Below are 26,909 nucleotides of genomic sequence, written 5' to 3' on the forward strand. Positions count from 1 at the left end.
TGGCCGGAGTGGTCGTGGTCACCGCCGTGCATCCGTACCGAGCTATGCACAAGCACGAGCACACAAGTACCGGGCAGCACCTCCCGCCTCGGCCATCCCGTCAGCGCCTGGGGTGAGGACGGCACCCCGTTCGTTGTCGGCCAGAATGGTCTCGTCCCCGCCTGGGACAGGCCGGGCGCGTGATGCTGCCACCGGCCGCCGGAGCGGGTCTCCTGCCCGCGCGGTTCCGTGTCCCCGTACCCGCGGAGACACGGAACCGTGGCGTGGCGGAGACCTTAAGCGGTTGGGCCTCAGGCAGGGTTGATCTTCCACATCTGGACGGTCGCGGGGGTGCCGCCCTGTCGGCGGGTGACGTTGACGTGGACGTCGGCCGCGGCCAGCCCGCGGTGGGGGCCCAGCGCGTAGTCGGGGTCGTTCGCGGGGGTGATGGTGTGGATGTAGGAGCGGCTGCTGGTCTCGTTGACCCACCAGGACTGCCGCGAGTCCGCGCCGGCACAGCGCCTGACCCACACGGCCCCCTCACCGCTGCTACCCGGGGCCTTCCCGTTGGACAGGCAGAACTGCGGTGTGCGGCCGTACGGCTCGCTCGGGGAGATGCTGTAGCTTCCGTCCGTGCGGGGGGTGAGGCGCCAGATGCTGCCGGCGCCGTTGTTGGCCATCGGGTCACGGTCCCAGATCTGGACGCGCTGGTTCTCGGCCACGGTCTGGTGGTCGGTGGACAGATACCAGTTGCTGGCGTAGTTGCTGATGATCACATCCTGGCCCACCGGGGGTGCGGCGTGGGCCGGTGATACCGACAGCCCCGTGGTAGCCATGACGGCCACCGCAGCGGTCAGCAGAGTCCGAAGACGCCCTCGGAGCAGCAAGATCTTCTCCGTCCCTTCCCTGATCGACATCGGCGACTGCCTGGCGCAGCCCCCGCGGTGACCAGCCTGCCGCCGCCGTCGCAGCCCCGGTCAGAGCGCGGAGGACCGCGCGGGGAGCACATTCGTGCCGCTCTCTGCACACGGAGGCGCGCGTCCGGGGCGACCAATCCCGCCGGTCGAGTGAGAATCGGCTTCCAAGCCCACCAATCACCCCGGCACCCGGATTCTCAGCGCCTGCCGAGTGGTTGCACTACCACGGCAATCAGGCCCACTACGCCGAGAGGCACGACGAGTTGGAGGCCACCCTCGTCACCGTCCGCTTTACCTTGTGCCGGAACGGCGGGCGGGGTGAGGACGCAGGGCAGGTGGGCGTGCAGGTACCGAACCTCGGTATTGCGTCCTTGGGTGCGGATGCGGCGAGCGGGGATTCCGGCGAGGGCTCAGGCACGGCGCCTGCCGCCCGCGCCGCCCACCGCGGTGCTGCCCGGCCCGGCCGCCGTACAAGGTCGACGTCGATGGCGTGCATGCCGGGATGCGTCTGCCCTGTGTCCATGACACGCCATCCGACCGCCGGACACCGGCGAACGTCAATCGCTTTACCGATGCCATTCACGCCCCGGTCATGAGTGGGGTGCGGTCTCTATTAGTACTTTTCCAGGATAATCTTCCTTCTCCGCCGCGACAGCCATGATGACCTGCGGAAATTCGTGGAGCCCGATCACTTTCGAAGTCAACCTTTCGAGAGGAAAGGCGTCTGGATGTTCCGCGTGCAGCCTGAAGCCCTCCTCATAATCCTCTCTGAGACACCCGTAGGCGCCCGCGATGTGAAGCTTCTTCCCCCTGTACTCTGCGGGCTCGATCCCCTCCCGCCTGCGGACGGTATCAACATCCACCTGCCCGATGGGGAAAGTGTCACCTTTGCGGGTTCCGCCGTACACGAAAACGACCGCTCCGTCGACTGCCATACCGGCGGCCACTTCAAGGGTTTCCGCGGTGGCTATGCTGGGTGCAACTATGACGACATCGAACTCGTTCCGATGGTCCCTCGCCTCCGCGAGAGGGTGTATCTCATTCTCTGCCAGGATCCCCTGCTCCTGCGCAAATATTCGCCGCATTTTTCTGCGGTTGAAGACCGAGACCGACGCCCCCAGGTGCCTGGCGTGCATGGCGAACATGAGTCCGGAGCAGCCGGCGCCGATGATCCCCACTCTTTTTCCGTGGAGAGATTTCAGGTGGGCAAGCTCGAGCAGCTTACCGAGTGCATGCACGATACACGCGAGTGGCTCGGGCATCCAGATTTGCCCCCGTATCCCTGATTCCGGAACCTGGATGACGGCTTGGTTCAACTGCTCCTCTGCGCCACGCACAAAAACATACTCGGCAAATCCGGTGGTACGTGCAGGAGTAATGTTGGGGTTGAGGGTGACTATGTCGCCCTCGTGGAACGCCGTGCGGGCGCCCGAGAAGGAGACAGTGCCGACGAGTTCGTGACCGAACAACGGGCCCCGGTCTTCCATGACATCGCGAGAGCCAAGCACTTCTTTTGCGTCAGCCCGGCAGATTCCTATGTAGTCAGGCTTGATCACGACGGTGTCGTCGCCTAGCGCGTCCCGTGGGAACGCGTGCATTCCAAGGCTTACTACGCCGTCCCTCAACGTGGTCGCTTCGTACGCGGGTGGAATGGTTGGCAATTCAACTCCTCCTGTGAGGCGCCCGGGGTCTCCATGCCGACGGCATGGGCTCGTGCGCGTTCGACATCCAGGACAAGGCGCCGCATGTCGCCGTCGCGGTAATCGTTTTCGAGGATCAGCGCGTCGGGCACACGTCCCTTCGCCAGAAGGGCTGCGAGTGCCTCCCCTACCCGGCCGTCTCCTTCTCCGAGCAACTCCTGGGACACGACGCCGTTCACACCGTCCTTGAGATGGACCTGAGGCGCGATCCACGCATGGGTCGCTTCGATCAGTTCCAGGACGTCAAGACCGGCCGCGCGCGGGTTGTACGTGTCCAGAAGCAACCGGAAGGAAGGTTCCGAAACCTCGCCCACCAAAGCACGCGCGAGCCGCGGTTCCAGAGCGTTTTCACTGGCCAGGAGCAGTCCGCGTGCTTCCGCCTCCCGCGTCGCCCAGGCGAGCACGGCCGCGGTCCGCCGCAGATCCTGCAGGTCGTTGACGGCACTACGGCGGAAGCTCGGTACGAACGCCAGCGGTGCGCCCAGAGCCAGGGCTGTGTCGAGCACGCGCATCAGGACACGACGGGTGCGCAGAGCGCCCTGACTGCCTTCCGGCGCGTGCAGTCCGATGTCATTGAGCGTGTTGGCCGCGACGGCGAGCGGTTTCACACCGTGTCGGGCGCAGTCCTCCCGGAGCCGGTCCACGGTGCCCGCTGCGTCGAGCCACGGCCCTCTGCCCGGACCGCCGAGGTCGAGTTGAAGGCCCTCGGTGCCCGTTCTGCGTGTCAGCCCGACGGCGTCGAAGTGATCTCCCGGCAGCCGCCAGGCGGCAAGCCCCACGATAGGGGACCATGTCATGACCCCGTCCCCGAGGAGATCCTGCGGCTCTGGGAGACCGGCAACTTATCGCTCACCGGATACCAGGCACCTGTGCCGTCGACCACGAGGTGGGCGCCGTGCAGCCCGGCTCCGGCGGTCGCAGCCAGCTCCCGAGCCAGCGGGGCAAAGCTCGCCGGCCTCATGTAGGTGCTGTAGTCGAACCCTTCGGGACGCCTGCGCCGGATTCCGGGGGTGTCGACCATGCCGGCCGGGAGGGCCTGTACGACACGCACCGCTTCCGCGCCTGGCGCTTCGGTGTTTTCCTCCTGCGAGATGGAGTCGAGCAGGGCTGCGGCAGCCGCCTTCGAGGCCGCGTATCCGGATCTCCCGGGCCCCGCGTTGTAGACGACTTCGGACGAGACCCCCAGGAACACCCCGGGAGTGCCGCCGCGGCGCAGCGCCGGCAGGGTCCGGGAGAGCGTCAGCCAGAGTCCGTGCAGGTTGACGTCGACCTGGCGACGCCACTCCGCCTCGCTGCACTCCTTGAAGAGAGCTCGCCTGTCGCCGTAGTGAACCGCTGAATAGCAGACCGAGTGCAGGGAGCTCTCGGCGACAAGCATGAGGCTCTCGGCGGCTTGGGCGGCATCCGTGAGGTCCGTGGCCACCCAGCGAAGCCGGTCGGCACCGGGACCGACCGGAGCCGATCTGCTGAGCACCACGACATCGAGACCCACGTCGGCCCACGCGTCGGCGACGCCGCGTCCGATCCCCGTGGACCCGCCGACCACCAGTGCGCGACGGCGGTTTCGACCATGTGCTGTCACGGATTCTCCTCAGGCGAAGCGGATACCGGAGCGAAACGCACCGCGAGTTTGACGAGCCGGTCTCCCCCGATGGTTCGTCCACGGCCGACCGACAGGTCGTTCATGATCTGGGCTGCTTCTCGAAGCCCCACGACATGAGTCACCAGGTCGCGGTAGGACGCCGGGTTCCGGCGCAATTCGGTTGCCGACTCGGCGAGGTGGCCGTTGTCCACGCCGCGGTGGCCCGTCAGGCGTACGCGTCGGCCCTGGGCTGTGGTCACCTCAGCGAAGGAGGCCGGCACGGGATGCCCCGCGCAGTTGGCGGCCCGGACGGCGACCAGGTCGACCCCGGGCAGCAGTTCACTGGTGGCGTTCGGCGGGAGGCCGCCGAACATGTCGATGGTCAGGTCACCGCTGTCGAGGCGCAGTGCTGATCCGAGCGCCTCGAGCGTGCCGTCCCGTGGCGTGGCGAGCAGAGCCGCCACCGGTTCCTCACCCAGCGGGGGCACTTCGTCCCGCCCTCCGCCCAGCAGCAACTCCGTGCCGGGCGGCTGGTGCCCGGCGCTCCACTTCAGCCCGTCACGGGTGTGATGCACGAGGAGAACGCGTACGCCCTCCCCGAGCCATCTGCGGGCAGCGCGTACAGCGAGTTGCCCGATCGTTCCGTCGCCGTACACCACCAGGGTGCGAGGGCGTGCCGTGCGCAGCAGGGCGAACGCGTATCGGACTGCTGCCAGTGGCTCGATCAACGTGCCGAGTACATCGCCGGGCGACTGCTCCAGCGGTATGACGAGGCCGCCTCGCACTGCTGCCGCGGGAATGAGGGTGCGCTCCTGCAGAAGGCCGTCTACGTTGTGTCCGAGCAGGAAGGACGGGTCCGATCGGTGCGTCGGGTTCACCACGACCGGTGTGCCCGGTCGCAGGGTCCCGGGGACGCCTGTTCCGGCAGCCACCACCTGGGCAATGCCCTCGTGGCCGACGACCGGCGCCGGGTCGTCGCGCAGCCCGCGCAGCATCTGGATGTCCGTGCCGCACAGTCCGGCCACTTGGGTGGCCACCAGCAGCTCACCCGGAGCGGGTCGTTGGGTGGGACGCAGGCGCAGCCGCACCCTTCCCGCTTCCCGTACGAGTGCCTGATGGAGGGGGATGTGTTCGGTCGTCCTCATGCCGGCACTCCGGCGCATGCCGCGATTCCCGCGCCCGCCAGGCTGTCCGCCTCTCCGGGGCTGGTGACGGTGATGCGCCGCTCCAGCCAGTCGGGCGAGCGTTCGCTGGTCAGATACAGTCCCTGCCGGGTGAGATGTTCCATCAGGGCACATCGGTAGTGGTGGCCGAGGCCGTGTACGACGCCGCCGGTCAGGACCGCCTCGTCGATCTCGGGGTCGAGGCACAGCGCGGTGCGCAGGACCGCCGCGACGGGAGCGGTCACCGCGTCGAGCAGTTCGGCCGCCAGGCCGTCCCGCGCGTCCAGCGCGTGGCGCAACGATGTCTCGAAGTCCATCCCGTCGGCCGTCAGCCGGCCGAGACCGGACGCCGCCCAGCGTTCCGGTTCCCGCCGTTTGAGGGCCTGTGCCATCCGTGCGATACCGGGGCCGGAGGAGTACGCCGCCAGATGTCCTGTCCTCCCGCAGTCGCAGTCCAGTTCTATCGGGCGTCCGGCCAGTTCGGCGTTGGCCGGCAGATGGCCTATCTCGCCTTGCAGCCCGCAACCGTCCACCGGAATCCGGCCCTGCCGCTGGTCGATGACCCTGCAGGCGATGCCCGTGCTGATGGTGGCCAGCATGACTTTGCGGTGTCCGCTGCGGCTGGAGTCTGCGGCTGTGTGCAGGAGCGCGGCCGTGACGTCGTTGACGATGCACCACCGGACGTCAGCTCGCCGGGACGTCAACGCTTCCCGCAGGTCGTACGGCTCACTGTGCTCACCCCACAGTGGCGCCGAGGCATAGACGATGCCGGAACGGTGGTCGAGCGCGGCTCCGAAGGAGAGGCCGACGACAGGACCGGGGGCGTCAGGCACTGAATCGCACAGATCACGAACCATCATGTCCCGGAGTTCGGCGACGGTGGCCCGGGGGAAGCGTTTGAAGCTGGGTGAGGGTCGTGAGGTACGGGTGTGCAGTTCTCCTCCGCGCAGCCACCGCGCTTGGCGGATGTGCGTTCCGCCGACGTCGAAGACCGTGATGGCGGTGGTCATACCGCCGCACCATCGAGTTCATCGTCGGAGGTCGCCTTCCAGAAGTCGACGAACTCCAGCGCACGGGCGAGCTCTTCCGGGGTGAGGTCATTGACGAAGACGACGGAACCGATGCCCCGCGTGAGGGGGACACGCTGGAGTCCGTCGCGGTGCTTGACCGCGTCGGCGAGGGCCTTCTCGAGCAGTTCCTGGGTGAAGACCGGGTGCGAAATGGGGAGATGGAAGCCCTGGAGCAGCTTCAGCGCCCGGTCTGTGTCTCTCTTCGAGAGGTGCCCGCGCAGGTGGGCGAGTCCGAGGCAGATCGCCATGTCGACGGCGACGGCTTCGCCGTGCAGCAGCGGGGGGTCGGCGAGCAGTTCCAGGGACGGGCTGAAGGTGTGGCCGTAGTCGACGGATCTTTCCAGCACCTGCTCCCACAGGTTGGGCTCCAGTTCGTCGAGCATGCCGGAGATCGACCGAGACAGGACCTCGCTCACCGCTGAGCCGCAGCCGGCCAGGGTGTCGGGGGTGATGGAGCCGACCGTCGCCTCCAGGAGATCGAAGAGAACGGCGTCCTTGACCAGCGCCATCTTGATGATCTCCGCAATGCCGTTGGCCACATGCCGCGTGTCGATGGTGCGGAGGAAATCCGGATCGATCAGGGTTGTTTCCGGCGCGAAGTAGGATCCCAGGCGGTTCTTGTGATGTCCGTGGTTGATCCCGGTCTTGACCCCGATGCCCGCATCGATCTGACCGACCAACGTGGTGGGGATGCGCACGTAGGGCACCCCGCGGCGGTACATGCTCGCAGCGAAGCCGACGATGTCGAGAACGACACCACCGCCGACGGCGACCACCTTCTCAGCTCGGCGCAAGAGTCCCATCTGCGACATGGCCTCGGTGACGCGAACGGCCTGCTCGAGGTACTTTGACTCTTCATCGCCTTGGATGACCTGCCAGGTCACCTCGATCTGCCAGTGGTCGAAGTACTCCGCGAACCGTTTCCGGTAGAGGCCGTCGACGACGGCGTCGACAACCAGGAGACAGCGGGACGGACGTCTCTGGCCGGCGCAGGCGCGGGCAAGGGTCGGGTTCTCGATGTCGAGCAGCCCACGCACCATGCTGACGCTGTAGGCGACGGGCTGCTTCGCCCGGACGTTCCAGTAGAGTCCCGGCGGTTTGGGGAGATCGGCGACCGGGTTGAGGCCGGCAAGGCGAGATATTTCCGTACCAGACATGACAAGGTCTCCATGATCGTGTTCGAGTCACTGGGAGTGCACGGCATGGTCGTGGCAGGTTAGCCACCCTGATGTCTTTCGAAGCGGCCGGAGCAACGCGGGCGGGAGACCGCGGAAACCGCAGGAGTCCACGAGGGTCGGCCCCGGAGAAACAGTCGACCGACTCGCCCGCCAAAATCGAACGCTAGCGCGCTAGACGCATATTCCGCAACGTGACCAGGATCACAATACATGAATCGGAATGCATATTTGTAACCAACAGATTTCCTCCGACCCCGGAAGAGGCGGCCGTGGCCGCGCGGTCCGACCCGCGGCCGCGGCCGCCTTCGGGGGCGATGGTGACGCTCAGTCCATCGGCACTGCCGGTATGTACCTCAGCCGAGCGACGAGCGAAGCCGTGGAATCGTCCAGCGCCGCGGCATCAAGAGCCTCGGCCAGGGTCTTGCGCAGAGTCTGCCGCGCCGCCCCGGCGAGCTGCCGACCCGCCTCGGTGATGTGCACGTCCACCCCCCTCTTGTCGTCGAGGGCGCTACGGCGCACCACCCATTCGGCGTCCTCGAGCCTGGCGACCGTCCGACTGACGGCCGGCTGGTTGGCCCCCAACGCCTTGATCAGGTCCGACATTCGAAGAGTGCCGTCTCTTCGCTCGGCCAGGGAGAGCAGGAGGAGCAGCTCGTTCATGGAGACTCCGTGTCCGCGGGTCAGCCGTCTGCCCGCGGTCGCGTTGACCATCTCCGTCAGACGCGTGAGCTGCCGCCACAGGGCGATCTCGTCCCGCCCGCTCCCCGCTTCCCAGGTCTCCATTGACGCGGCCCCTCATCGAGTCCTTCAAGTGCTCCGCACTGCCCATCCGTCACCGTCGCCCAGCGTAACCCCCTGCGGCAGTTGACTACACCCTCTTGTTCGCCCATCATCTACATGCAAATGCATGCATCTTAATTCCGCTTGCTACGAAAGGCTCGGGTCGCCATGCCACTGCCCCTCCTGGCCCTGATGCTCGGGGTCTTCTGTGTGGGCACTGCCGAGGTCGTCATCGCCGGGATCCTGCCCGAGATGTCGGCCGATCTGGACGTGTCAATCCCGATGGCCGGCTTACTGGTCACCGGCTACGCACTGGGAGTGACCTTCGGTGGTCCGGTCATCACCCTGCTGACCACCAAGTGGGCTCGTAAGACTCTGCTGCTCACTCTGATGGGCGTCTTCATCGTCGGCAACGTCATCGCGGCGCTGGCCCCCAATTACGGAACGCTGATGGGCGCCCGCATCTTCACCTCGTTCAGCCACGGCACCTTCGCTGCCGTGGCCTGGCATGTCGCTGCCCTCATGTCCCCGCCGGACAAACAGGCGACCGCCATGGCCAAGATCGCACTGGGCTTCAACTTCGCCAACGTGCTCGGCTCCCCAATCGGCACCTTCATCGGCCAGCAGTTCGGATGGCGAGCCACCTTCGTCTACATCACCGCTTTCGCTGTGCTGTGCCACCTCCTCATCTACAGGTTCGTGCCGGGCACGCTGTCCACCGAGAGCGACGAGGCAGCCGAGGAAGGCGTCTCGCTGCGCGAGCAGATGAAGGTGTTCCGTAAGGGAAGTCTCCAGCTCTCCATGCTGATCACCGTGCTGGCTCAGGGGGCGGTCTTCACCACATCGACCTACCTGGCGCCCCTGCTGCGCGACGTCGGTCACTTCGCGGCCGCCATGGTGGGCGTCCTGCTCATCGTCTTCGGCATCGGCTCGGTGCTGGGCAACGTCCTGGGCGGCAAGGCAGCGGACGCAAACGTCATGCGAGGAGTGCTGCGCGCCCAAGCCGCCCTCCTCGTCGCACTCCTGTTGTTCTGGGTCGCAAGCCCCTACCAGATCCCCGCGGCCATCGCGCTCTTCCTGTTCGGAGCCGCCGCCTTCTCCATCATCCCGGCGCTCCAGGCGCGAATCCTCGCGGTGGCTTCCGCCGCACCGGCTCTGGCCCTCTCGGCCAACGTGTCCGCGTTCAACCTGGGCAACGGGCTCGGTGCATGGCTCGGTGGCACGACCATCGACCTCGGCTTCGGCGTACGGTCTGTCACCTTGACGGCTGCCCTCGCCACCTCGGTCGCCCTGGCACTCTCGTTGATCATGTGGGCCCGCAGCCGCAGCGAGTCCTCGGACCTCCCCGCCCTCGAGGCGAGCACCACCGACACCGCGCTCACCCGGAAGGCGCCGTAACCGGCGGCACCCCCGCACAGGCAGCCGCGTCGCCCGTGTCCGAGCCCGGCGTTCCCTGCCGCCGGGCTCGGACACGGGCGACAGCAGGTTGGGGAACGACACCCAGGGCCGGCTCCCGGCATCGCCGGGAGCCGGCTTCACCTCACCCACGACCGCGCCGTCTTCCGCGAAGACGCCTCGGAAGTCCGCACCCGGCGCCGGCCACGGCCGGCCTGTGGAACCTCGCCACCGGCTTCCGCCGCCAGGACGTCCGTACCAACATCGCGTCAGCACTCCGCCGCCCCGGCCAAGACCGCCGGCGGCCCCCATCCCTCCCGGGCCCGCCCGACGAACCAGGTCGCAGGAGCACTTCTCGAAGCCCCCGCCGCCATCCGCGGATCGCATGCTCGCGAAGGCCGTCCTCGTTCCGCCCGCCCATGAGCCGGACGTCTGCGCGCAACAGCGTGCCGCAAGGACCGGGCGCTGGAGGCCGGCCTCCCCCTGGGGCAACCGCAGGCCCGCCGCGTCCGCGAGGAGCATCTCGCGTGTGCGCACCGCACGCCGCCGCACCGGCCATGCGCTGCGATCCACCTGCTTCTTGCCCCTCTCGACAGATAAAAACAACCATCGCTATGTTGGCTTTGCTGCACTGCTGAGCACCAGATGAAGCTCGCTCAAAGGCCATTCGGTGGGGGAATTGCCATGCCGTTACCTCAGGTTGCCTACAATGAGGCAGCCGGACCGCGCACGCCCGCAACTCGGGCCCGCACCCACAGGACGACCCCGGGAGAGCTTCTCACCAGGCGGTACCGGACCGCGCCCGACACCTTCGCGTTGCGCACCCACAGATCGCGGACTCACGGCTTTCCCGTGCCCCGCCTCGGGCCGCGTGGTCCTGCACCGCTGGGTGAGACGATGTGCCGGACGCTGTCCCCGCCACCGCGTGCCGCGTACAGCGTGCCGTTCGGTCCTCAGGTGCGGCGCGGCTGCTTCCAGCCCGCCAATGCCCTGACGCACCTCACCGCCCGAAGCCGCTTCGTATTCGCACGGCTCCGTGGAGCGTGCCTCGGCACCGATGCCACCGGCACCAGTATCCTCTCCCGCACCACAATCCCCGCCCTTTCGCGCCGGGCGGGGAAAAGCACATCGAAGATGCCGCGACTTCTCCCGCCGACGGCGGCGGCCAGTGACGTCTACAGGCGGACACCGGGCGGACGCCTCGCACCCGATCCTCTTCGGCCACTCGGCCGATCATGCTCGCGGCATGCTGTCGGAGCAGGCACAGGCCACCGTGCCACCATTACCACATGCACGGAGAACGCCTTTGTCCGCTGCGTGGAACCGGAGCTGCCGGGCTGAAGCGGAACTCGCCCGCTTCCCGGCATCGCGGCCGGCCATCGGCGGGCCCTGTTCACCGGCCGGTGGCAACATGAGGAGGTCTCCGCCGATGAGGAAAATCCGAGCGGCACACAAAGCGGATCGAAGGCTCACGGCGCTCTTCATGGCAACCCTTGTTACGAAACCACCATTGGGGGATTTCTCATGCGCCGCGTTCCGCGCACCGTACGACCCGCGAGGCCTGACAGGCCACGATCGCTCGTACCTGCCGGCCCCAGGAACAGCAGCGTCCTGGACGAGTTGTGCGAGGTGCTCTTCACCCAGTTGCCCCGCAGCGACCAGCGGATCAAGGGGGCCCAGTACCTACGTGGATTGATCACGGCGGAAGGCAGGAAATCGGTCCGGAACATCGCCTCGCAAATCGGCGGCCCGGAAATGGCGCAGAGCCTGCACCATTTCATCGCCTCCTCCACATGGGACTGGGAACCGATCGTCACCGTTCTGCAGCACTATGCCGACCAGGAGTTGCGGTTCGCCGCCTGGGCGGTGCGATCACTGCCGATTCCCAGGAGAAACCAGCAGGCTCTGGGGGTGTGGGGGGTGGCCAACGATGTCACGGTACCTGTGAGATGGAGCCTGCTGCCCTCCGGTGAGTCGGCTGCCGAGTGCGCCGCGTCGGCGACGCTGGGATTCGACCGGAGCACGATCGGGCCTCGTCCGGTTGTCCTGGACATCCCGGGGGCCGACCTGCGTCCGGTCTTCGACCGATACATGCAAGCGGGCGCGCCTCTCCTCTCCGCCGTGTCCGCCAGCCTGCCGGTGGCGGAACAAGGGCCGCGGCGGGCGCGCTCTCCGCTTCCTGCCGCCCGCCTGCTTCAGTCGCATCGCATGCTTCGGCGCCCTGTGGAGTGGGCCGCCCCGGGCACGGGTGTCGTGCGCACGAGCCTGGTCGCCGGCGTTCACGTGGAATGGGCCGGCCACCCGCTGCTGCTGCTGGGGCAGTGGGACAGCGGGCAGGGGCAGCCGGTTCAATGCTGGCTCACCAACCTGACGGCAACTCCCCTGGGAGTCATCCTGCGACTCGGCAAATGCACGCAACGCGTCGAGCATGACTTCGCCAGTTCCGCCTCACACGTGGGGACCCTCGACTACGAGGGACGAAGCTCCGACGGCTGGCACCGGCACATGACCTTGGCGGCGGCTGCACACGTCGCTCAGGTGGTGGCGGCTGCCAGGGCCCGCGTCCGTCCGTGGAGCTACTGCATGGCCTCTATGGAACGCATGGTCGATCCAGTGGCGAAAACGACAATCCGGACCTCGCTTTGATTAAACATCCATCTTCGGTTTGTGTCATCTCTCAGCAGGGTTCTGACACAAGCGCCTTGACCGCGTCGCCCGCATCGTTCCGCGGGGCCCATCATCGGACCATGCGGATTTTGGTTGCCGGCGGTGGCACCAGTGGTCTGGCCACAGCCGTTGCTCTGGGGAACAGAGGCCACCACATTCTCGTACTGGAGCAGCGGCCCGTCTTCACCGAGAGCGGAACGGGGGTCCGGTTGGCGCCACCCACCTTCGAGCTCCTGGACCGCCTGGGAGTCGGATGCGCCGTGCGTGAACGGTCACTGGCGATCGAAGAGCTCCACATCATGGACGGTCTGACCGGGGAGCTGGTCACCGTGGTGCCGTTGCCCTCTCATCACGGGCCGCCTCGCTCGGTTCACGCGACAGCTCACCGGCTGGACGTGTACGAACCACTGCTCGAAGCGTGCCGAGAGCTGGAGTCCGTACAGCTGTGCGCAGACAACCGCATGGTCAGCTACTCCCGGTACGGCGAATCGGTGGTGGCCGCACTCGCCGACGGGAGCAGTGTCACAGGGGACGCCCTGGTTCTCACGGGTGGCGCCCGCTCCGTCGTCCACGACAACGCCTACTGGACCTGTGGTGCCCCGGAGGAGCGGCTTGCGGTCTACCGCACCATCATTCCGATGCAGATGGTCGCCGACCGATGGCAGGAGGGCGCGGCTACGAGCTGGGTGGGAGCGCAATGGCATGTATCGCACTACCCACTGCCCGACTACGACTACCTGAGCCTTTCCGCCACCCGTCGCCGTCACGCCGGCGAGGACCTCTTCGGCACTCGAGTCGATCTGGAGCGAGTGCTTGAGGCCTTCCCCGACATCGGGTACGCCGCGCGCAACATCCTGACCATGGGTGAGCATTGGCGGGCATGGACCGTCGCCGACCACAAGACGGCGTCGGGCTGGGCCTGTGACAGGGTCGCGCTGGTGGGCGCCACCGCACGGTCGGCATGTCCGCTCGAGATGTCGGAAACGCACCACGCGCTGCAGGACGCTGTCGAACTCGGCAAAGCCTGGGATGCCTCGGGCGGAGATACGCGCAGGTGGTTCGCCGATTACAGCGCCCGGCGCAGCGAGCAAGCACCTGAAGTCCCTGTGGGATGCGGGTGACCCCCCGGGCTGATTGAGTCACCCTGCCGCACAGATCCGCACAGATCGTTTTCCAGTCGCCCAAGGAGGCCTTCATCCACCAAACGGACGTACTGCGAGCCGAAGTGCACCTGGCCGCGGCGATCCGCTGCGGCCCAAGCACCCGCGCGCCCACGAGGCGAGCCTCATCAGCATCCACCTGGCGGGCCGTGAAGGCGGCCTGGATGCGGCGCTGCCGTCTGCGGTGACCCGCTCGCTGGGGTTCGGTGTCGCCGAGGAGGCCGTGCTGCCGCCGGAGGCGGCGGAGTCGCTGACGATCAGCGGGCCCGACTGGCTGGCCGATCGGCTCACCGGCGTCACGGTGGCCTGGCAGTCGGCCGGGCCGGCGCCGGAGGGCGGGGGCGGGCGGCGGTGGTGTACGGGTGGGGCCGGGACCCATTGGGAAAACCGGCAGTCAGCCGATGTGGTGCGTGGGCTGTCGCACGTGTTGCGTCGTGTCAGGGGATCGGGGCTGAAACGGGCCCTTACAACTGCTCGGCTGTCGTGAAGGATGAGACACGCCCAGAACGATGATCGGACTGATACATCCGGCCCTCAGAAGGGACATGCTCTTGCGTACAGGGATACGCCTGACGGCGCTTGCTGCGGCAACGGCGTTAGCTCTGGTAGGAAGTTCCGGCACAGCCCTGGCCGCCGAAGTGGACGAGTCTGCGCCGATCTCGTCACGGTCACAGGCCGGTTACTCCATCGGCGACTCCGTGTCCGGCTTCTCCACGAACCGGGTGGCCGCCGAGGACTGCGGAGTCAGGGTCGACCTCCCACATCCGTCTCGCACCACCAACAACCAGATCCACACCCGGGTCGAGTCCTTCTGCAACGGCGCCACGCTCGTCAACAACACCATCACCGGCAAGAGCTACCGCTCCCGCTGGTATGGCTGGGAGCACATGAAGACCAAGACCAACGGCCCGAAGACGACGTGGCGGATCCGGGTCACGGTGGACGTGAACTGCGAGTACGGCACGTGGCACCGCTGGCGCACCGAGGGCTACGGGAGCGGCATTCTCAACGGGCAGCCGGTGAGCGCCTCCGCATACGAGGAGAACAACGACGAGGTCATGTGCGGAGCCAACAACTGACGCGCCGTCTCCCTCGCCGTCAGGCCGTCACCGCATGGACCAGCGCGGTGACGGCCGCCACCGTGGTGCTCGCTCTGTCCGCTTGCGGGCAGCCGGGCACCGGCGTGGACGGCCGCCCGCGCCCGGCGAGCACCGCTACCGCCACCGCGGGGGAAGGCGATACCCCGTACCTTCCCGATGAACTGCTCGACGCGCCGGGCGAGCCGCCGCGAATGGACGTGGTCACGGAGTCCGCGCGGATCGCGGCACTCAGGATCGCTGTGGACTGGGAGTCCCTGTCCGGGCCTGCCGCCGGCCCACCCGTCCAGATCACTTGGCCACGTGCCCGTTTTCGTGCCGATGAGCGGCAGGCCGAGTTCGAGTTCGGTACGACCCGGGTTCCCTCACGGGTGGTGCTCTACGAGTACCCGCGGGTAGGCGACGGCGGTGTGCCGGACGAGACGGCCGGGACCGAGACCTTGTGCGCCTTCGCCGACCGGGCCGCGAAGTGCTGGAGGAAGGGCGATGGCACCGCGCCCGCACGTGTGGTAGTGCCCCTCGCCTCCACCAGCGGCCCATACTGGGTGATCCACGCTGCCTGGCCCGTACTGACCGACGGGAGACCACAGGACGAGGTGGAGGTCGTGTCGGCGTCGTGGGTGGTCAGGATCGACAGACGATAGGAGACCGGCATGCAGGTGGACGTCGCCTCATGGCTGTCCCGGGTGACGCGCGCCACCGTCACCGGGGCAACCGCGACCGTCACGGTGACCGGGCCGGACGGGACCGCACGCGAGGTGTCCGAGCACCACCTGCGGGCCGATGACCTGCTGCACTGGTCGTACACGGTCCGCAGCGACGGCCAGGAGACCCATCAGTCCTGCAACGGCCGGGAGATGACTCACATCGTCGGTGGGAACCGGCTCCGGTCGCAGGTGCCGACCGGGCCCGCATCCGTGGACGACCCGTGGTACTTCTACTCTTGGCCCGGTGCGGTCGAGGGGTGGCTGGTGGAGATGGTACGCCCGGTGGACCTCCTGGCCCGGGTGGTGGTCTCCTCCGTGGACACCCGGGGAACGAGGGGAACGGTGAGGATCCGGGCCACGCCCTTGGGCAACGAGCCGTCCCCCTACAGCGGTTTCTCGGTGCCGGACGGACGCTCACTGCGTCTGTCGCTCGATACCGAGCGCGGTTGCTTCACCGATGTGACGGTGACCCACCCCGGTGAGACCGGTCAGACCCACCACCTGGTCTACCGGCTGACCACGTTCGAATAGCCGGACGGCTCCCTGGAAGCTGATCACGGCGATGTGCACGGGCCTTGGCCCCGAATCCCGGACACGGGTCATGCGGCCGGCACCAGCGTGGTCGGTGTCCTTCGGAAGGCGTTCTCGTAGGCGATCGGCCCACGGTGCCCGAGGCGGGGGTGACGGCGTCGGGCGTTGGAACGGCGCGGCCGGCGGAACGCGTCGAGCCCGGCATCGGCCGCCTGTGTCGCCGCCCGGTCGGCGGCAGTGCGGCGCCGGCAGTGGAAGCAGGGGCGGGCATGTGTGGGCCCGGTTGTGCTGCTGGTGGTGCTCGGGCAGGTCGCGGTGACCTCGGCAGGGGCGCGGACGGTGGCTCCGACGCCCGGGCGGGCACGATCGGCCGACACGAGGATCTGCCGAGTGCGGCAGACCTGGACGGTGTCCCCGGAGGGGGCGGCCCCCGGTGGGCGCGGGCCGCAGTCGGATCGTGGACCCGGCCCGGCGTTGTGCGGGAGAACCACGGGGGCGTGCCGTCGACCGACGCGCAATGGGCGCGGACCGGGCCGTGATCGTTCGAGGGGAGCCCGGCTCGGAATTCCGGCGTCCTCGGTGCCGTCACGCGACACCTCGCAGGACCTGCCGCACCACCGCCGGGGCCCGGTCCGGGGATTCACCCGTTCGGCCGCCCTGTCGGGCCGAACACGTGCGCGGCGCGGTGGGCACGCGGTGCCCGCATCGGCGCGCCACCGTCGCGCGGCGAGGACGAAACCCCCGGATCGCGGCTTTTTCCCCGCGGATGCACCGGTCCCCGACCGCGCCGAACCTTGGTGACGTCGGTGCGGCGCGTCCGTTCCGCCACGTACGTGCCAGCTTTCGCGGAGCCGCGGGGGCCTCCGGCCGGGTTTCCCTTCCGTCGCCGGGCCTCGGTCGCGGCCACCGTGCGAGTCGATCGGAGAGAGCGATGAACACGCTGACCGGGAGGCGCGCCTCCCGCCACGGAAGCGGGAACGAGCCGGTGGACCGGCTGGGTGTGGCCGTCGTGGGGCTGGGCGGCGCGGTGGCCACGACCGCCGTGGCCGGGGTGGAACTGCTCAGGCTCGGCGCCTGCGGTCAGGACGGACTTCCGCTGGCGGCGCGTACGGACCTGGTGCCCTACGAGGCGCTGGTGTTCGGCGGCTGGGACGTGTCCGCCGACGACCTGGCCAAGGCCGCCCACTTCCACCAGGTGCTGGATCCGGCCCAGATCGAGGCCGTGGCGCCCCGGTTGCAGCGGGTGCGGCCCTGGTCGGCCGTGGCCGATCCGGCCTACTGCCGCGGGGTCGGCGGCGCCAACGTCATGCCGTCCGGCGGTCCGCGCGAGCAGACCGACCGGATACGGGAGGACCTGCGGCGCTTCCGGGCCGAGCAGGGTCTGGACGAGGTGGTCGTGGTCAACCTCGCCTCGACCGAGCGGCAACCGGACCTGGCGTCGTCGTCCCTGGTCTCACCCGAAGCGTTCGAGGCCGCGTTGGACGGCGGGAGCGAGGCGATCACCCCCGCCATGCTCTACGCCTACGCGGCGCTGCGGGAGGGCATGGCGTACGTGAACTTCACCCCGAGCGTCGGAGCCGACGTACCGGCCCTGATGCTGCTGGCCGAGCGGCGGGGCGTGCCGATCGCCGGCAAGGACGGCAAGACCGGGCAGACCATGGTCAAGACCGTCCTCGCCCCGGCGCTGCGGTCCCGGGCGCTGCGGGTGGAGGGCTGGTACTCCACCAACCTGCTGGGCAACCGCGACGGTCGGGCGCTGGAGGATCCCGGCTCGCTGGCCAGCAAGACGACCGCCAAGCAGTCGGTACTGGACGCGGTGCTCGGCTACCCGGTCGAGGACCATCTGGTGCGCATCGACTACTACCGGCCGCGCGGCGACCGGAAGGAGGCGTGGGACAACATCGACCTGGTCGGTTTCCTCGGCCGCCGGATGCAGATGAAGATCGACTTCTTGTGTCAGGACTCCGCCCTGGCCGCCCCGCTGGTACTGGAGCTGGTGCGTCTGCTGGCGGAGGCGCGGCGCCGTGGGGAGCGCGGGGTGCAGGAGCAGTTCGGGTTCTTCTTCAAGGCCCCCATGACCGTCGACGGACGCGCCCCGGAGCACGCGCTGCACCGGCAGGAGCGCGTCCTGCTGGACTGGCTGGACGGTCAAACGCCCCGGGACGGACAGTCGTGACGCGGGCCGCTCCCCGCCCGGCGCGGCAGGCCTCGCCCCAGGTGCCGCGCGATGCCCTGCGGGCGGCCGCCCCCCTGCTGCGCGAGGTCGGCGACCTCAAGCGGGTCCGGACGGCCGGCAGCACCGTCTCGATGGCGGGACGCGCCTTCCTGCGGTCGTGGGCGGCGCTGGCCCGGGGCGCCGGCCCCGGCCGGATCGCCGCCCTGGAGTGCGCTGCCGCCGTGGCCGGAGCACGTCTGGCGGGTGTGGACGGCCCGGTGCTGCGGCAGTGCGGGCTGACGGCCTCCGAGGCGGCGGCCGTGCTGGCCCGCTCGGTCGGACGGCACGCGGGCGGGTTGGACGCGGCGACCCTCGGCCGGCTGCGGGAAGCGCTGCCGCTGCTGGCCGAGGCGGAGCACCATCACGGCCCGGCGCCGGGGTTCGCGGTGGACCTGTGCGCCCAGCCGCGGGCGGGTGCCACGCGGCCCGGGCACCCGCGGCTGATGGTGGAACCGCCCGAGAGCCATGGTGACCACTGCTGGGCGGTCGCCGTCTACGGCGGGTTGCTGGCCGAAGCGTTCGACGCCGACCCCACCGACGCCTTCCTGCTCGGCCTGGCCCATCACCTGCACAACGCGGTGCTGCCCGACGCGGGCTTCGCCGGGGAGGAACTGCTGGGCGAGCACCTGCCGGGCATCACGGCGCGGCTGGCCGATCGATCGCTCGCGGCTCTGCCCGGCCCTCTCGCCTCGCGCCTGGCCGGTCTGCTCGCCCTGCGCGAGGAGGCCGTGCACCCGGCCGCCCGGGCTTTCCACGCCGCCGACGTCCTCGACCGGGTGCTGCAGGTCCACCACCACGCACGGGCCGCCGCGTTCACCGCCGAGCAGGCCCTGGACGATCTGGACCTGGTGCATCCCTGCGCGGTGTCCGGCTTCCACCGGGCCGTGCTGGCCGCGGCGGAGGCGGCGTGAGGAGCCCGGCGGCCGACCGCGCGACGGCGGAGGCGGCCGCGACCGGCCTGGTCAGTCCGGCCGGCGGGGCCCCGCTGCGGCCGCACGGACCCGGACTGCTGTCCGACGGCGAACGGCTCTGGCCCGTCGTGGCGGGTATCCCCTGGCTGCGCGCCGGCCGCGAGGAGCTGCGTGAGCGGGCCGTGCGCCGTATCCAAGAGGGCGATCCGGACGGTGCCGCGGTCGTCCTGCTCGCCGACACCGACGACTGGTGGGACGGCCCGGTCCCGCCTCCCGGGACGCTGCGCGCCGCGCTGAAGGCGGACACCCTGCGCGAGGCGGTGGTGCTGCTGGGCCTGGGCAGGGTCGGGGACTACTTCCTGCACCGGTGGAGCGACCCGACCTGGCTGGCCGTGCTCGCCCTGACCGCGCACCACCCGCCCGGCCACCGACCGGTGCTGGAACTGGCCTGCGGCACCGGACACCTGCTGCGGGAGCTGGCGCTGCGCGGGCACCGGGACCTGACCGGCATCGACGTGGTCTTCGCCAAGTTGTGGCTGGCCCGGCGGTTCGTCGTGCCCGGGGCGCGGCTGGTGTGCGCCGACCTGACCGCCCCGTGGCCGCTGCGCCCGCACGGACCGGCCTACGTGACCTGTCACGACGCGCTGTACTTCCTGCCCCGCAAACGGGAGGTGGTGGGCCGCGCCCTGGCGTACGCCGACGGTGGCGCCGTCGTCCTGGGCCACTGCCACAACGCCCTGGTCCCCGGGCCGAGCGCCGGTCTGCCGCTGGACCCGGCCGGCTGGCGGTCGCTGCTGCCGGGGGCCGTCTGCTACGACGACGCAGACCTGACCCGCGCCCTGCTGAACGGTGTCGCCCCCCGCCCGCGTCCGGTGGAGGAGCTGGCGCACTGCGAGGCCCTCGCCCTGGCCGACGCCCCACCTCCACCGCCCGGACGGGCCCTGCCGTCCCCGGCCCGGCCCGTCCCCAAACGCCCCCTGCGGCTCAACCCCCTCTACCGCGACGGCCTGCTGCGCTGGCCGAGCCCGCGCTGGCGGGACGAGTACGGGCGGGATGCCGCCGGCTACCTGCCCAGCCGCGTCGCTCTCTGCCCCGCGCTGCTCGCGGACGCGCGGGCGGGGCGCCTGACGCCCGAGGTGGCCGGGCTGGCCCGCCGCAGGGTGCTCCTGGACCTGCCGGAGCGGTGGTGAACGCCGACACGGCGGCCGCCGCGACCACGTGCCGCTGGGCGATCGCCGGGTGCGGATGGGTCGCCCGCGACCACTTCCTGCCCGGACTGCTGGAGGCAGCCCGGCAGCAACCGGCCACCGCGGTCCCCCGCCTGGTCGCCGTGACCGACGCCGACCCGGTCGCCGCCACGCGGCTGGCCGCCCGGACGCCCGGTGTCCGGGCCGTCCCCCGTCTCGCGGACCTGCTGGCCGACCACCGGCCCGACGCGGTGTACGTGGCCACGCCCAACCACGCCCACCGCCCCGTGGCCGAGGCGGCCGCGGCGGCGGGAGCGGCAGTGCTGTGCGAGAAGCCGCTCGCCGCAGGCCTGGCCGACGCCGAACGTCTGGTCGCCGCCTGCGAACGCGCGGGGGTGCCGGCGGCCACCGCCTACGACCAGCGTTTCCACCCGGCTCACCAGGCCGCGCGGGACGTGGTGGCCTCCGGCGGGCTGGGGACGGTCACCGCGGTGCGGATCACCTACTGCTGCTGGCTGCCGCCCGCCTGGTCGCCGGACGGCGGCCACTGCGACAACTGGCGCTCCGACCCGGCACGGGCCGGCGGCGGAGCCCTGATCGACCTGGCTCCGCACGGACTCGACCTGGTGGGGGTGCTGCTCGGCGGGGACGACGTGACGCGACTGGCGGCGCTGGTGCAGCACCGGGTGCACCCCTACCGGGTCGACGACGGCGCGGTCCTGGCCGGCCGGACCGACGGCGGGGTCCTGGTCTGTCTCCACGTCGCCTACAACACCCCCGACGCACTGCCCCGCCGCCGACTGGAGATCGTCGGCACCCGCGGGCTGCTGACCGCGACCGACACCCTCGGTCAGGACGCCGGAGGGGCGGTGTGGCTCACCGGCGCCAACACCGCGCGGCGCGTTCCCGTCGCGTTCGACGCCGGTGCCTCGCCCTTCGCCGGGCAGGTCCGCGGGTTCTCCGCGGCCGTGGCGGCGGCGCGCGCCGGCACCGCGCGGGAGCGGGTCTGGCCGTGGCCGTTGCGGCGCGACCTGGCTCTGCACAGGCTGCTGCTGGAGGCACTGGCCCGCGCGGACGGAGCCACTGCCGAAGTTCCCCCCTCGCTTCCGGCCGCGGGCCGGACCCCCTCCACCACCGAGGAAGGCCGACGATGACCCTGAGCATGTACGCCTGCGCCCACTGCGGCCACTGGCAGCGGTGGTTCGGCGCCCCGCCCGCCTGTCCGGTCTGCGTCGACGTGCGCAACGCGCTGCCCGAGGACGGCTGGGACCTGGTGGAGGAGAAGACGGTCGACGCCCTCCTCACCGCCGACTGGCACCGGCCGGCCCCGGGCGTCACCGGGTTCCGCACAGTCCCCTCCTTCGGCCTGGGGTCGACGGGCTGGCTGATCGAGACCGGGAACGGCAACGCCGCCTGGGAGGCGGCACCGTACTACCCGCCCGAGGCACTGGCCGAGATCGAACGGCTCGGCGGCATCGCCTGGCTGGGCTCCAGCCATGTGCACGGCTACGGCGCCCTGTGGCAGCTCCAGCGGCACTTCGCTCCCCCGGTGGTCGCCGTGGGCACGCGGGACCTGGAGTGGACCAAGGCGTTCCGGGTGACCTGGCCGGTGGACGAGACCCTGGAGCCGGCCCCGGGGCTGACGATGTACCACACCGGCGGGCACTTCGACGGCCACTGCGTCCTGCACGACGCACGCCGGGGAATCCTCTTCTGCGGCGACGCCCTCAAGGTCGACCTGGACGGCACCGTGCCACGTGCCCTGTCCTGCCACAAGGCCTACCACGCCCGCGTGCCGCTCTCGCACGGCGAGGTGCGGAGCTACCGCTCGGTGATCGGGGAGCTGGAGTTCGACGCGGTCGCCACCCCCTTCGAGTTCGCCGCCCCGGTGACCTGCGCGGACGTGATGCGCCTGTTCGACCACCAGCTGTCCGGGCAGCCCACCACGAAGGCCCTCGCGCTGGGAGCCGGACGGTGAGCGCCGCCGGGACGCACCCGGTGGTGCGGGCCTACCGCGCCGCGCTGGCGCCCGGGCAGCAGGACGACTTCGACATCGGCGCGGCCGACCGCACCGGCTTCCCGGTGGTCTCCGCCGACCACCTCGGCCCGGACGGCGTGCGCAAGGGCGCCTGCGGATACGGGGCCGGCCCCGACCAGGCCCGTGTCGGGGCGTACGGCGAACTCGTCGAGGAGGTGCTGTCGGCACGGCACCTGGCACGCACCGGGCGCCGCCGGGCCTCCTACGCGGAACTGGTGCGCGAGCGCGGCCGGGACCGGGTCGCCGACCCGGTCCGCCTCGTCCTGCCGGCCGGCGCGGACTACTCCCCCGAGCGCCCCTTGGACTGGGTGCCCGCGCGCCGTCACCGCACTGGCGAAGAGGTGCTGGTGCCCGCCGAGTTCGCCGCGGCGTGCGGCGGCGACCTGCCCGGGGACCCCCCGCCGGGTGGCTGGCTGACCACCCCGGTCACCAACGGGCTGGGCGCCGGGGACACCCCGGAGCGGGCCCTGTCCCACGCCCTGCTGGAGATCCTCCAGCGCGACGGCAACGCGACGGCGCACCGCGCGATGGACGAGGGAGTGGTGATCGAGCTGGACGAGGTCGCCGACCCGGTCACCGCCTCGGTGCTCGGGCGGCTGCGGGGCCTGGGCGTCCGTGTGCTGCCCAAACTGGCCTCCACGCAACTCGCAATGGCCGACGTCCACGTCGTCGGCGTCGACGCCGATCCCACGGCTCCGCCGCTGGTCCTGACCGCCTGCGGGGAGGCCGTCCATCCCGACCGGGAGACGGCGCTGCGCAAGGCGGTGCTGGAGTACGTCTCCTCCCGGGCGCGGAAGATCTTCTTCCACAGCCCGCTGGAGACCGTCGCGCGGATCGCCCCGCCGGGCTACCTCGACCGCGAGCTGTCCTCGCCCCTGGCGGAGCAGGAGCCGCGCGCCCTGCGGGCGATGACCGCCTGGGCCGGCCTGGACGGCGCGCGCCTGCTGGCGCTGCTGGAACCCACCGTGCTGGCGCAGCGCTCCACCGTGTCCTTCTCCGGCCTGCCGACCGTGCCGGCCGGTTCCCTGGAGGACCCCGCCGCCCTCCTGGCGGACCTGCTGCGGCGGCTCGCCGGCTTCGACGTACTGGTGATCGGGACGGGTGGCCCGGACGGGTACGCGGTCAAGGCGCTCGTCCCCGGCATGGAGGTGGAGACGATGTCCTACGCACGGATCGGGGAGCGCGGGGTGCGGCGGCTGATGGAACGCGGACGGCCCCTGGCCGGGGTGGGCCCCCTGCCCCGCTCCGGGACGCGACCTGTCCATCTCACCGCCGAGGCCCGCGAACGGCTGGGCGGACCCGCCTGGTTCGACGTCGAGGCCGCCCGGGAGGCGGTGGGGGCGCTGTACCCCCTCTACCGCGAACCGGACCGCCACGCGGTGGCCCGCACCACCGCGGGAGTCCTTCGATGAGCGCCTCGGCGGGCGACGGCCTGCGCTACGCCTACAACACCAACGGCATGACCTCGCACCGCCTGCCGGACGCGCTGGCCCTGCTGGCGGACACCGGGTACGACGGTGTCGCCCTCACCGTGGACGTCGCCCACCACGACCCCTTCGCGCCGCGCCTGGCGGCCCGCACCGCCGCGCTGGCCCGCCGGCTGGATCGCCTGGGGCTGGACAGCACGGTGGAGACCGGGGCGCGGTTCCTCCTCGACCCCAGGCGCAAACACGAGCCGACCCTGATCACCCCCGATCCGGCCGGCCGGGCCCGCCGGCTGGCTTTCCTGCGGCTGTGCGTGGACATCGCCGCCGACCTGGGCAGCGAGGCGGTCTCGTTCTGGGCGGGGGCGCCGGCCCCGGGCACGGACACCTCCCCCGGCGGGACGGCCTGGGGGCATCTGGTGGACGGGGTGCGCGCCGTCGTGGCGTATGCGACCGAGCGCGGCGTGGTGGCGGCCTTCGAGCCCGAGCCGGGCATGCTCGTGGAGGACTGCGCCGGCTGGTCCCGCCTGGCTGCCCACGCCCCCGGCCTGCGACTGGCGCTGGACACCGGCCACTGCCTGGTCTCCGGCGGCCCGACGCCCCGCCAGGCGGTGCTGAGCCACGCCCGGGATCTGGGGGCGGTGGCCGTGGAGGACATGCCCCGCGGCCGGCACGAGCACCGCGCCCCGGGCGAGGGCGACATGGACCTGCCCGCGGTGCTCGGCGCACTGCGCGCCGTGCGATACGGCGGACTGGTGAGCCTTGAGCTGTCCCGCGACGCCCACCGCGCCGACGTCCTGGTGCCCGGGGCGCTGCGAGCGCTGCGGCACGCGGAACGGGCCGGGTTCGACGGGGCCCCGGACGCATCCGCCGCGCACGGCGTCGCCGGTTCTCCGAAGGGAGTGCGATGAGGGTCTGCTTCGTCTCGCGGCGCTACTGGCCGACCGTGTCGGGCATGAGCGCCTACGCGGAGAACCTGCTGCGGTCCCTGACGGCCGCGGGGCACGAGGTCACCCTGGTGTCCCAGTACCGCGGCGACCGGCAGGGACGCGCCGTCTACGGCGGCGGCCCTCCCCCGCCCGAACGGGTCCCTCGGGGTGTGCGCCTGGTGGCGCTGGAATCCTTGGGCGAGCAGGCCGTCGCCGACGGGCGGCCCGCCGACTTCGAGGCCGATGTCACCGCACTGCGCGACGCGATCGCCGGCCTGCACGCGCGCGAGCCGCTGGACGTGCTCCACGCCCAGTACGGATACCCGCCGGGGCTGGCCGCGGTGGAGGCGTCGCAACGGCTGGGTGTTCCGTCCGTGGTCTCCATTCAGGGCGGCGACGGGCACTGGGTCGGCACCTGCTGCGCCACGCATCGCGCAGCGGTCCGGCGGGTCCTGCGGGACGCCCCCGCCCTGCTGATCGGCTCGGCCTCCTTCGCGGCCGAAGTCGCGGCCCGCCACCGGGTACCGGTCGAGCGCTTCACGGTGGTCCCCGGAGCCACCGACACCGAGCTGTTCCGGCCCCGGCCGAGCCGGCGGCCGGGAGCGGTCGGCGACCCGCCGACGCTCCTCTACCACGGTCGGATCGACGTCCGCAAAGGCGTGTTGGACCTGCTGGAAGCGGTGCGGCTGCTCCTGGCCGAGGGCAGGCGACTGCGGCTGCTGGTCTCCGGCGCCGGCCCCGACCTGGACCGGCTGGCCCGCCGGGCGCGGCGAGCGGACCTGGCCGACGCGGTGGAGGTGCTGGGCCCCACCGGCTATCACGATGCTCCCGCCGTCTACCGCCGAGGGGACGTCTTCGTCAGCCCCACCTGGGCCGAGGGGTTCTCCAACACCATTCTGGAGGCGATGGCCTGCGGGCTCGCGGTGGTCTCCACCAGCGTGGTCGGGGTGGTGGACTGCGTGCAGGACGGCGTCAACGGCCTGCTGGCGCCGCCGCGCGACCCCGGCGCGCTGGCCGGGGTGGTCGGGCGGGTGCTCGACGACGCGCAACTGCGGCACCGCATCGCGCGTACGGCGCTGGAGCAGGTGCGGTCCCGGTGGTCGTGGCCGGTGGCCGCCGGGCGCATCGGTACCGCGTACGAGGAGGTGCGCGCCACGTGGTCCGCCGGGGACCGGCCCGGAAGGGCTCCGGGCGGCGGGACCGCCGGATCCGTCGTGGACCTGTCCTGCCGGTTCCGCCGCGCCCCGCACCTGCTGTGACCGCGCGGACGCCGGGCACCCGTACGGCCGTGGCCGTCAGCCCGCACCTGGACGACGCGGTCTTCTCCGCCGGAGGCGTCCTGGCCGCCCTGGCCCGGGCGGGCTGGTCGGTGCGGGTCGTCACCTGCTTCACGGCCTCGGTCGACGACCCGTGCCCCTTCGCGCTGTCCACCCAGCTCGACAAGGGACTGCCCGCGGAGACCGACTACATGGCCCTGCGCCGCGCGGAGGACACCGCCGCCCAGCGGATGCTGGGCGTGCTGCCCCCGGTGCACCTGCCGCTGCCCGAGGCACCGCACCGTGGATACGGCAGCGCGCCGGAACTCTTCACCTCTCCTCGCGCCGACGACACGGTCGGCGCGGAACTGGAGTCGCTGATCCGCCCTTGCCTGGCAGCGGCGGACCTCGTCCTGGCCCCGCAGGGGATCGGCGGCCACGTCGACCACCTGATCACGGTCCGGGCGGTCGCCGCCATCGTACCGCCCTCGCGCACCTGCTGGTGGCGCGACGTCCCCTACGTGGTTCGCGCGCCGTACGCCGAGGGCGGGTCTCCTCCCGGCCGGTCCGCAGACACGGCCGAGGTGACGGTGGACATCGGCACCGTGCTGACGCGCAAGATCGCCGCAGCCGCCTGCTACACCTCCCAGTTGGGGTTCCAGTTCGGCGGCGTCGAGCGGGTCGGCGGGGCGCTGTCCGCCGTGGCCCGGACCGAGGCCCGCCGCACCGGTACCCGGTGTGGTCACGGTGAGGCCCTGAGGGCCGGAAGCCGGGCCCGGCTCCTCCTGGACACGCTCCTCCCGGAGCGCCCCGGGAAGAGCCGGCACGCACGGTGACCTCCTGGTGCTCCAGCCGGAAGTCGGAGTTGACCATCGCGGCCGGCCGAAGCGCTGTCCCCGACTGCGTTTGACCGGTCCTTTGTCGTCCTGCGCTCAGGGGGGTGGTGGCCCGTGGGCGGAGGAGCGGCAGGACCAGGCCCTGCTCACGCTGGTACGTCTGCGCACCAACGCTCCGCCGGCCGAG

The 26,909-nt window shown here is 70.8% G+C and carries 23 protein-coding genes and 1 pseudogene; 15 read left to right on the forward strand and 9 right to left on the reverse strand.

Going from position 1 to position 26,909, the window contains the following annotated elements; translation table 11 throughout:
- Positions 1-290: 290 nt before the first annotated feature.
- The 8 genes from IQ279_RS25335 to IQ279_RS25370 all read right to left on the reverse strand — a co-directional run bounded on the left by IQ279_RS25335 (position 291) and on the right by IQ279_RS25370 (position 8,372).
- Positions 291-815, reverse strand: a complete 525-nt coding sequence (locus IQ279_RS25335) for an RICIN domain-containing protein (protein ID WP_206351642.1) — start codon at positions 813-815, stop codon at positions 291-293.
- Between the two features lie 671 nt (positions 816-1,486).
- Entirely contained in the window at positions 1,487-2,557 is a 1,071-nt protein-coding gene (locus tag IQ279_RS25340) for an alcohol dehydrogenase catalytic domain-containing protein (protein ID WP_206351643.1), read from the reverse strand.
- A complete protein-coding gene (locus IQ279_RS25345) occupies positions 2,518-3,375 on the reverse strand; it encodes a sugar phosphate isomerase/epimerase family protein (RefSeq protein WP_206351644.1) in 858 nt (285 codons plus the stop codon). Before IQ279_RS25345 ends, IQ279_RS25340 begins: the two co-directional genes overlap by 40 nt.
- A gap of 14 nt (positions 3,376-3,389) precedes the next feature.
- The gene (locus tag IQ279_RS25350) at positions 3,390-4,178 is read right to left on the reverse strand and encodes an SDR family NAD(P)-dependent oxidoreductase (RefSeq protein WP_206351645.1); all 789 of its coding nucleotides are present in this window, start codon (positions 4,176-4,178) and stop codon (positions 3,390-3,392) included.
- Complete coding sequence (locus IQ279_RS25355) at positions 4,175-5,323, reverse strand: alcohol dehydrogenase catalytic domain-containing protein (protein ID WP_206351646.1); 1,149 nt, start codon at positions 5,321-5,323, stop codon at positions 4,175-4,177. Before IQ279_RS25355 ends, IQ279_RS25350 begins: the two co-directional genes overlap by 4 nt.
- Positions 5,320-6,351, reverse strand: coding sequence for an ROK family protein (locus IQ279_RS25360; RefSeq protein ID WP_206351647.1), 1,032 nt, complete (start codon positions 6,349-6,351; stop codon positions 5,320-5,322). Before IQ279_RS25360 ends, IQ279_RS25355 begins: the two co-directional genes overlap by 4 nt.
- Positions 6,348-7,568 (reverse strand): sedoheptulose 7-phosphate cyclase, encoded by a 1,221-nt coding sequence (locus tag IQ279_RS25365; RefSeq protein ID WP_206351648.1) that lies wholly within the window; start codon positions 7,566-7,568, stop codon positions 6,348-6,350. The genes IQ279_RS25360 and IQ279_RS25365 overlap by 4 nt, the downstream gene beginning before the upstream one ends.
- Positions 7,569-7,913: 345 nt before the next feature.
- Positions 7,914-8,372, reverse strand: coding sequence for a MarR family winged helix-turn-helix transcriptional regulator (locus IQ279_RS25370; protein ID WP_206351649.1), 459 nt, complete (start codon positions 8,370-8,372; stop codon positions 7,914-7,916).
- Between the two features lie 141 nt (positions 8,373-8,513).
- Between IQ279_RS25370 and IQ279_RS25375 the strand changes: the two genes are divergently transcribed.
- The 6 genes from IQ279_RS25375 to IQ279_RS25400 all read left to right on the forward strand — a co-directional run bounded on the left by IQ279_RS25375 (position 8,514) and on the right by IQ279_RS25400 (position 15,926).
- A complete protein-coding gene (locus IQ279_RS25375; protein WP_206351650.1) occupies positions 8,514-9,767 on the forward strand; it encodes an MFS transporter in 1,254 nt (417 codons plus the stop codon).
- A 1,626-nt stretch (positions 9,768-11,393) separates the two neighbouring features.
- Positions 11,394-12,410 carry a transposase gene (locus IQ279_RS25380; RefSeq protein ID WP_206351651.1) on the forward strand — a complete coding sequence of 339 codons (1,017 nt, stop codon included), beginning with the start codon at positions 11,394-11,396 and terminating at the stop codon, positions 12,408-12,410.
- 101 nt (positions 12,411-12,511) lie between these two features.
- Entirely contained in the window at positions 12,512-13,552 is a 1,041-nt protein-coding gene (locus IQ279_RS25385; protein WP_206351652.1) for an FAD-dependent monooxygenase, read from the forward strand.
- A gap of 737 nt (positions 13,553-14,289) precedes the next feature.
- Positions 14,290-14,670, forward strand: coding sequence for a hypothetical protein (locus IQ279_RS25390; protein ID WP_206351653.1), 381 nt, complete (start codon positions 14,290-14,292; stop codon positions 14,668-14,670).
- 47 nt (positions 14,671-14,717) lie between these two features.
- Complete coding sequence (locus tag IQ279_RS25395) at positions 14,718-15,332, forward strand: hypothetical protein (RefSeq protein WP_206351654.1); 615 nt, start codon at positions 14,718-14,720, stop codon at positions 15,330-15,332.
- Between the two features lie 9 nt (positions 15,333-15,341).
- Positions 15,342-15,926 (forward strand): hypothetical protein, encoded by a 585-nt coding sequence (locus tag IQ279_RS25400; RefSeq protein ID WP_206351655.1) that lies wholly within the window; start codon positions 15,342-15,344, stop codon positions 15,924-15,926.
- 279 nt (positions 15,927-16,205) lie between these two features.
- On the opposite strand, the pseudogene IQ279_RS28300 reads toward IQ279_RS25400, so the two are convergent.
- Positions 16,206-16,440 (reverse strand): annotated as a pseudogene (locus IQ279_RS28300) (IS5/IS1182 family transposase); the annotation flags it as partial.
- Positions 16,441-16,857: 417 nt separating this feature from the next.
- Here IQ279_RS28300 and IQ279_RS25405 point away from each other — a divergent pair.
- The 9 genes from IQ279_RS25405 to IQ279_RS25445 are packed head-to-tail and all read left to right on the forward strand — an operon-like array spanning position 16,858 to position 26,722.
- On the forward strand, positions 16,858-18,102 hold the full coding sequence (locus tag IQ279_RS25405) for an inositol-3-phosphate synthase (RefSeq protein ID WP_206351656.1): 1,245 nt from the start codon (positions 16,858-16,860) through the stop codon (positions 18,100-18,102).
- On the forward strand, positions 18,099-19,052 hold the full coding sequence (locus IQ279_RS25410; RefSeq protein ID WP_206351657.1) for an HD domain-containing protein: 954 nt from the start codon (positions 18,099-18,101) through the stop codon (positions 19,050-19,052). The genes IQ279_RS25405 and IQ279_RS25410 overlap by 4 nt, the downstream gene beginning before the upstream one ends.
- Positions 19,049-20,242 (forward strand): class I SAM-dependent methyltransferase, encoded by a 1,194-nt coding sequence (locus IQ279_RS28720; protein WP_206351658.1) that lies wholly within the window; start codon positions 19,049-19,051, stop codon positions 20,240-20,242. Before IQ279_RS25410 ends, IQ279_RS28720 begins: the two co-directional genes overlap by 4 nt.
- Positions 20,239-21,393 carry a Gfo/Idh/MocA family protein gene (locus IQ279_RS25420; RefSeq protein WP_206351659.1) on the forward strand — a complete coding sequence of 385 codons (1,155 nt, stop codon included), beginning with the start codon at positions 20,239-20,241 and terminating at the stop codon, positions 21,391-21,393. Before IQ279_RS28720 ends, IQ279_RS25420 begins: the two co-directional genes overlap by 4 nt.
- A complete protein-coding gene (locus tag IQ279_RS25425) occupies positions 21,390-22,217 on the forward strand; it encodes an MBL fold metallo-hydrolase (RefSeq protein WP_206351660.1) in 828 nt (275 codons plus the stop codon). The genes IQ279_RS25420 and IQ279_RS25425 overlap by 4 nt, the downstream gene beginning before the upstream one ends.
- A complete protein-coding gene (locus IQ279_RS25430) occupies positions 22,214-23,689 on the forward strand; it encodes a YcaO-like family protein (RefSeq protein WP_206351661.1) in 1,476 nt (491 codons plus the stop codon). The genes IQ279_RS25425 and IQ279_RS25430 overlap by 4 nt, the downstream gene beginning before the upstream one ends.
- Complete coding sequence (locus tag IQ279_RS25435; protein ID WP_206351662.1) at positions 23,686-24,612, forward strand: sugar phosphate isomerase/epimerase family protein; 927 nt, start codon at positions 23,686-23,688, stop codon at positions 24,610-24,612. The genes IQ279_RS25430 and IQ279_RS25435 overlap by 4 nt, the downstream gene beginning before the upstream one ends.
- Complete coding sequence (locus tag IQ279_RS25440) at positions 24,609-25,889, forward strand: glycosyltransferase family 4 protein (protein WP_206351663.1); 1,281 nt, start codon at positions 24,609-24,611, stop codon at positions 25,887-25,889. Before IQ279_RS25435 ends, IQ279_RS25440 begins: the two co-directional genes overlap by 4 nt.
- Entirely contained in the window at positions 25,886-26,722 is an 837-nt protein-coding gene (locus tag IQ279_RS25445) for a PIG-L deacetylase family protein (RefSeq protein WP_206351664.1), read from the forward strand. Before IQ279_RS25440 ends, IQ279_RS25445 begins: the two co-directional genes overlap by 4 nt.
- Positions 26,723-26,909: the final 187 nt, after the last annotated feature.

Origin of the sequence: Streptomyces verrucosisporus, assembly GCF_017114865.1 — a bacterium.
Taxonomy (GTDB): domain Bacteria; phylum Actinomycetota; class Actinomycetes; order Streptomycetales; family Streptomycetaceae; genus Streptomyces; species Streptomyces fenghuangensis.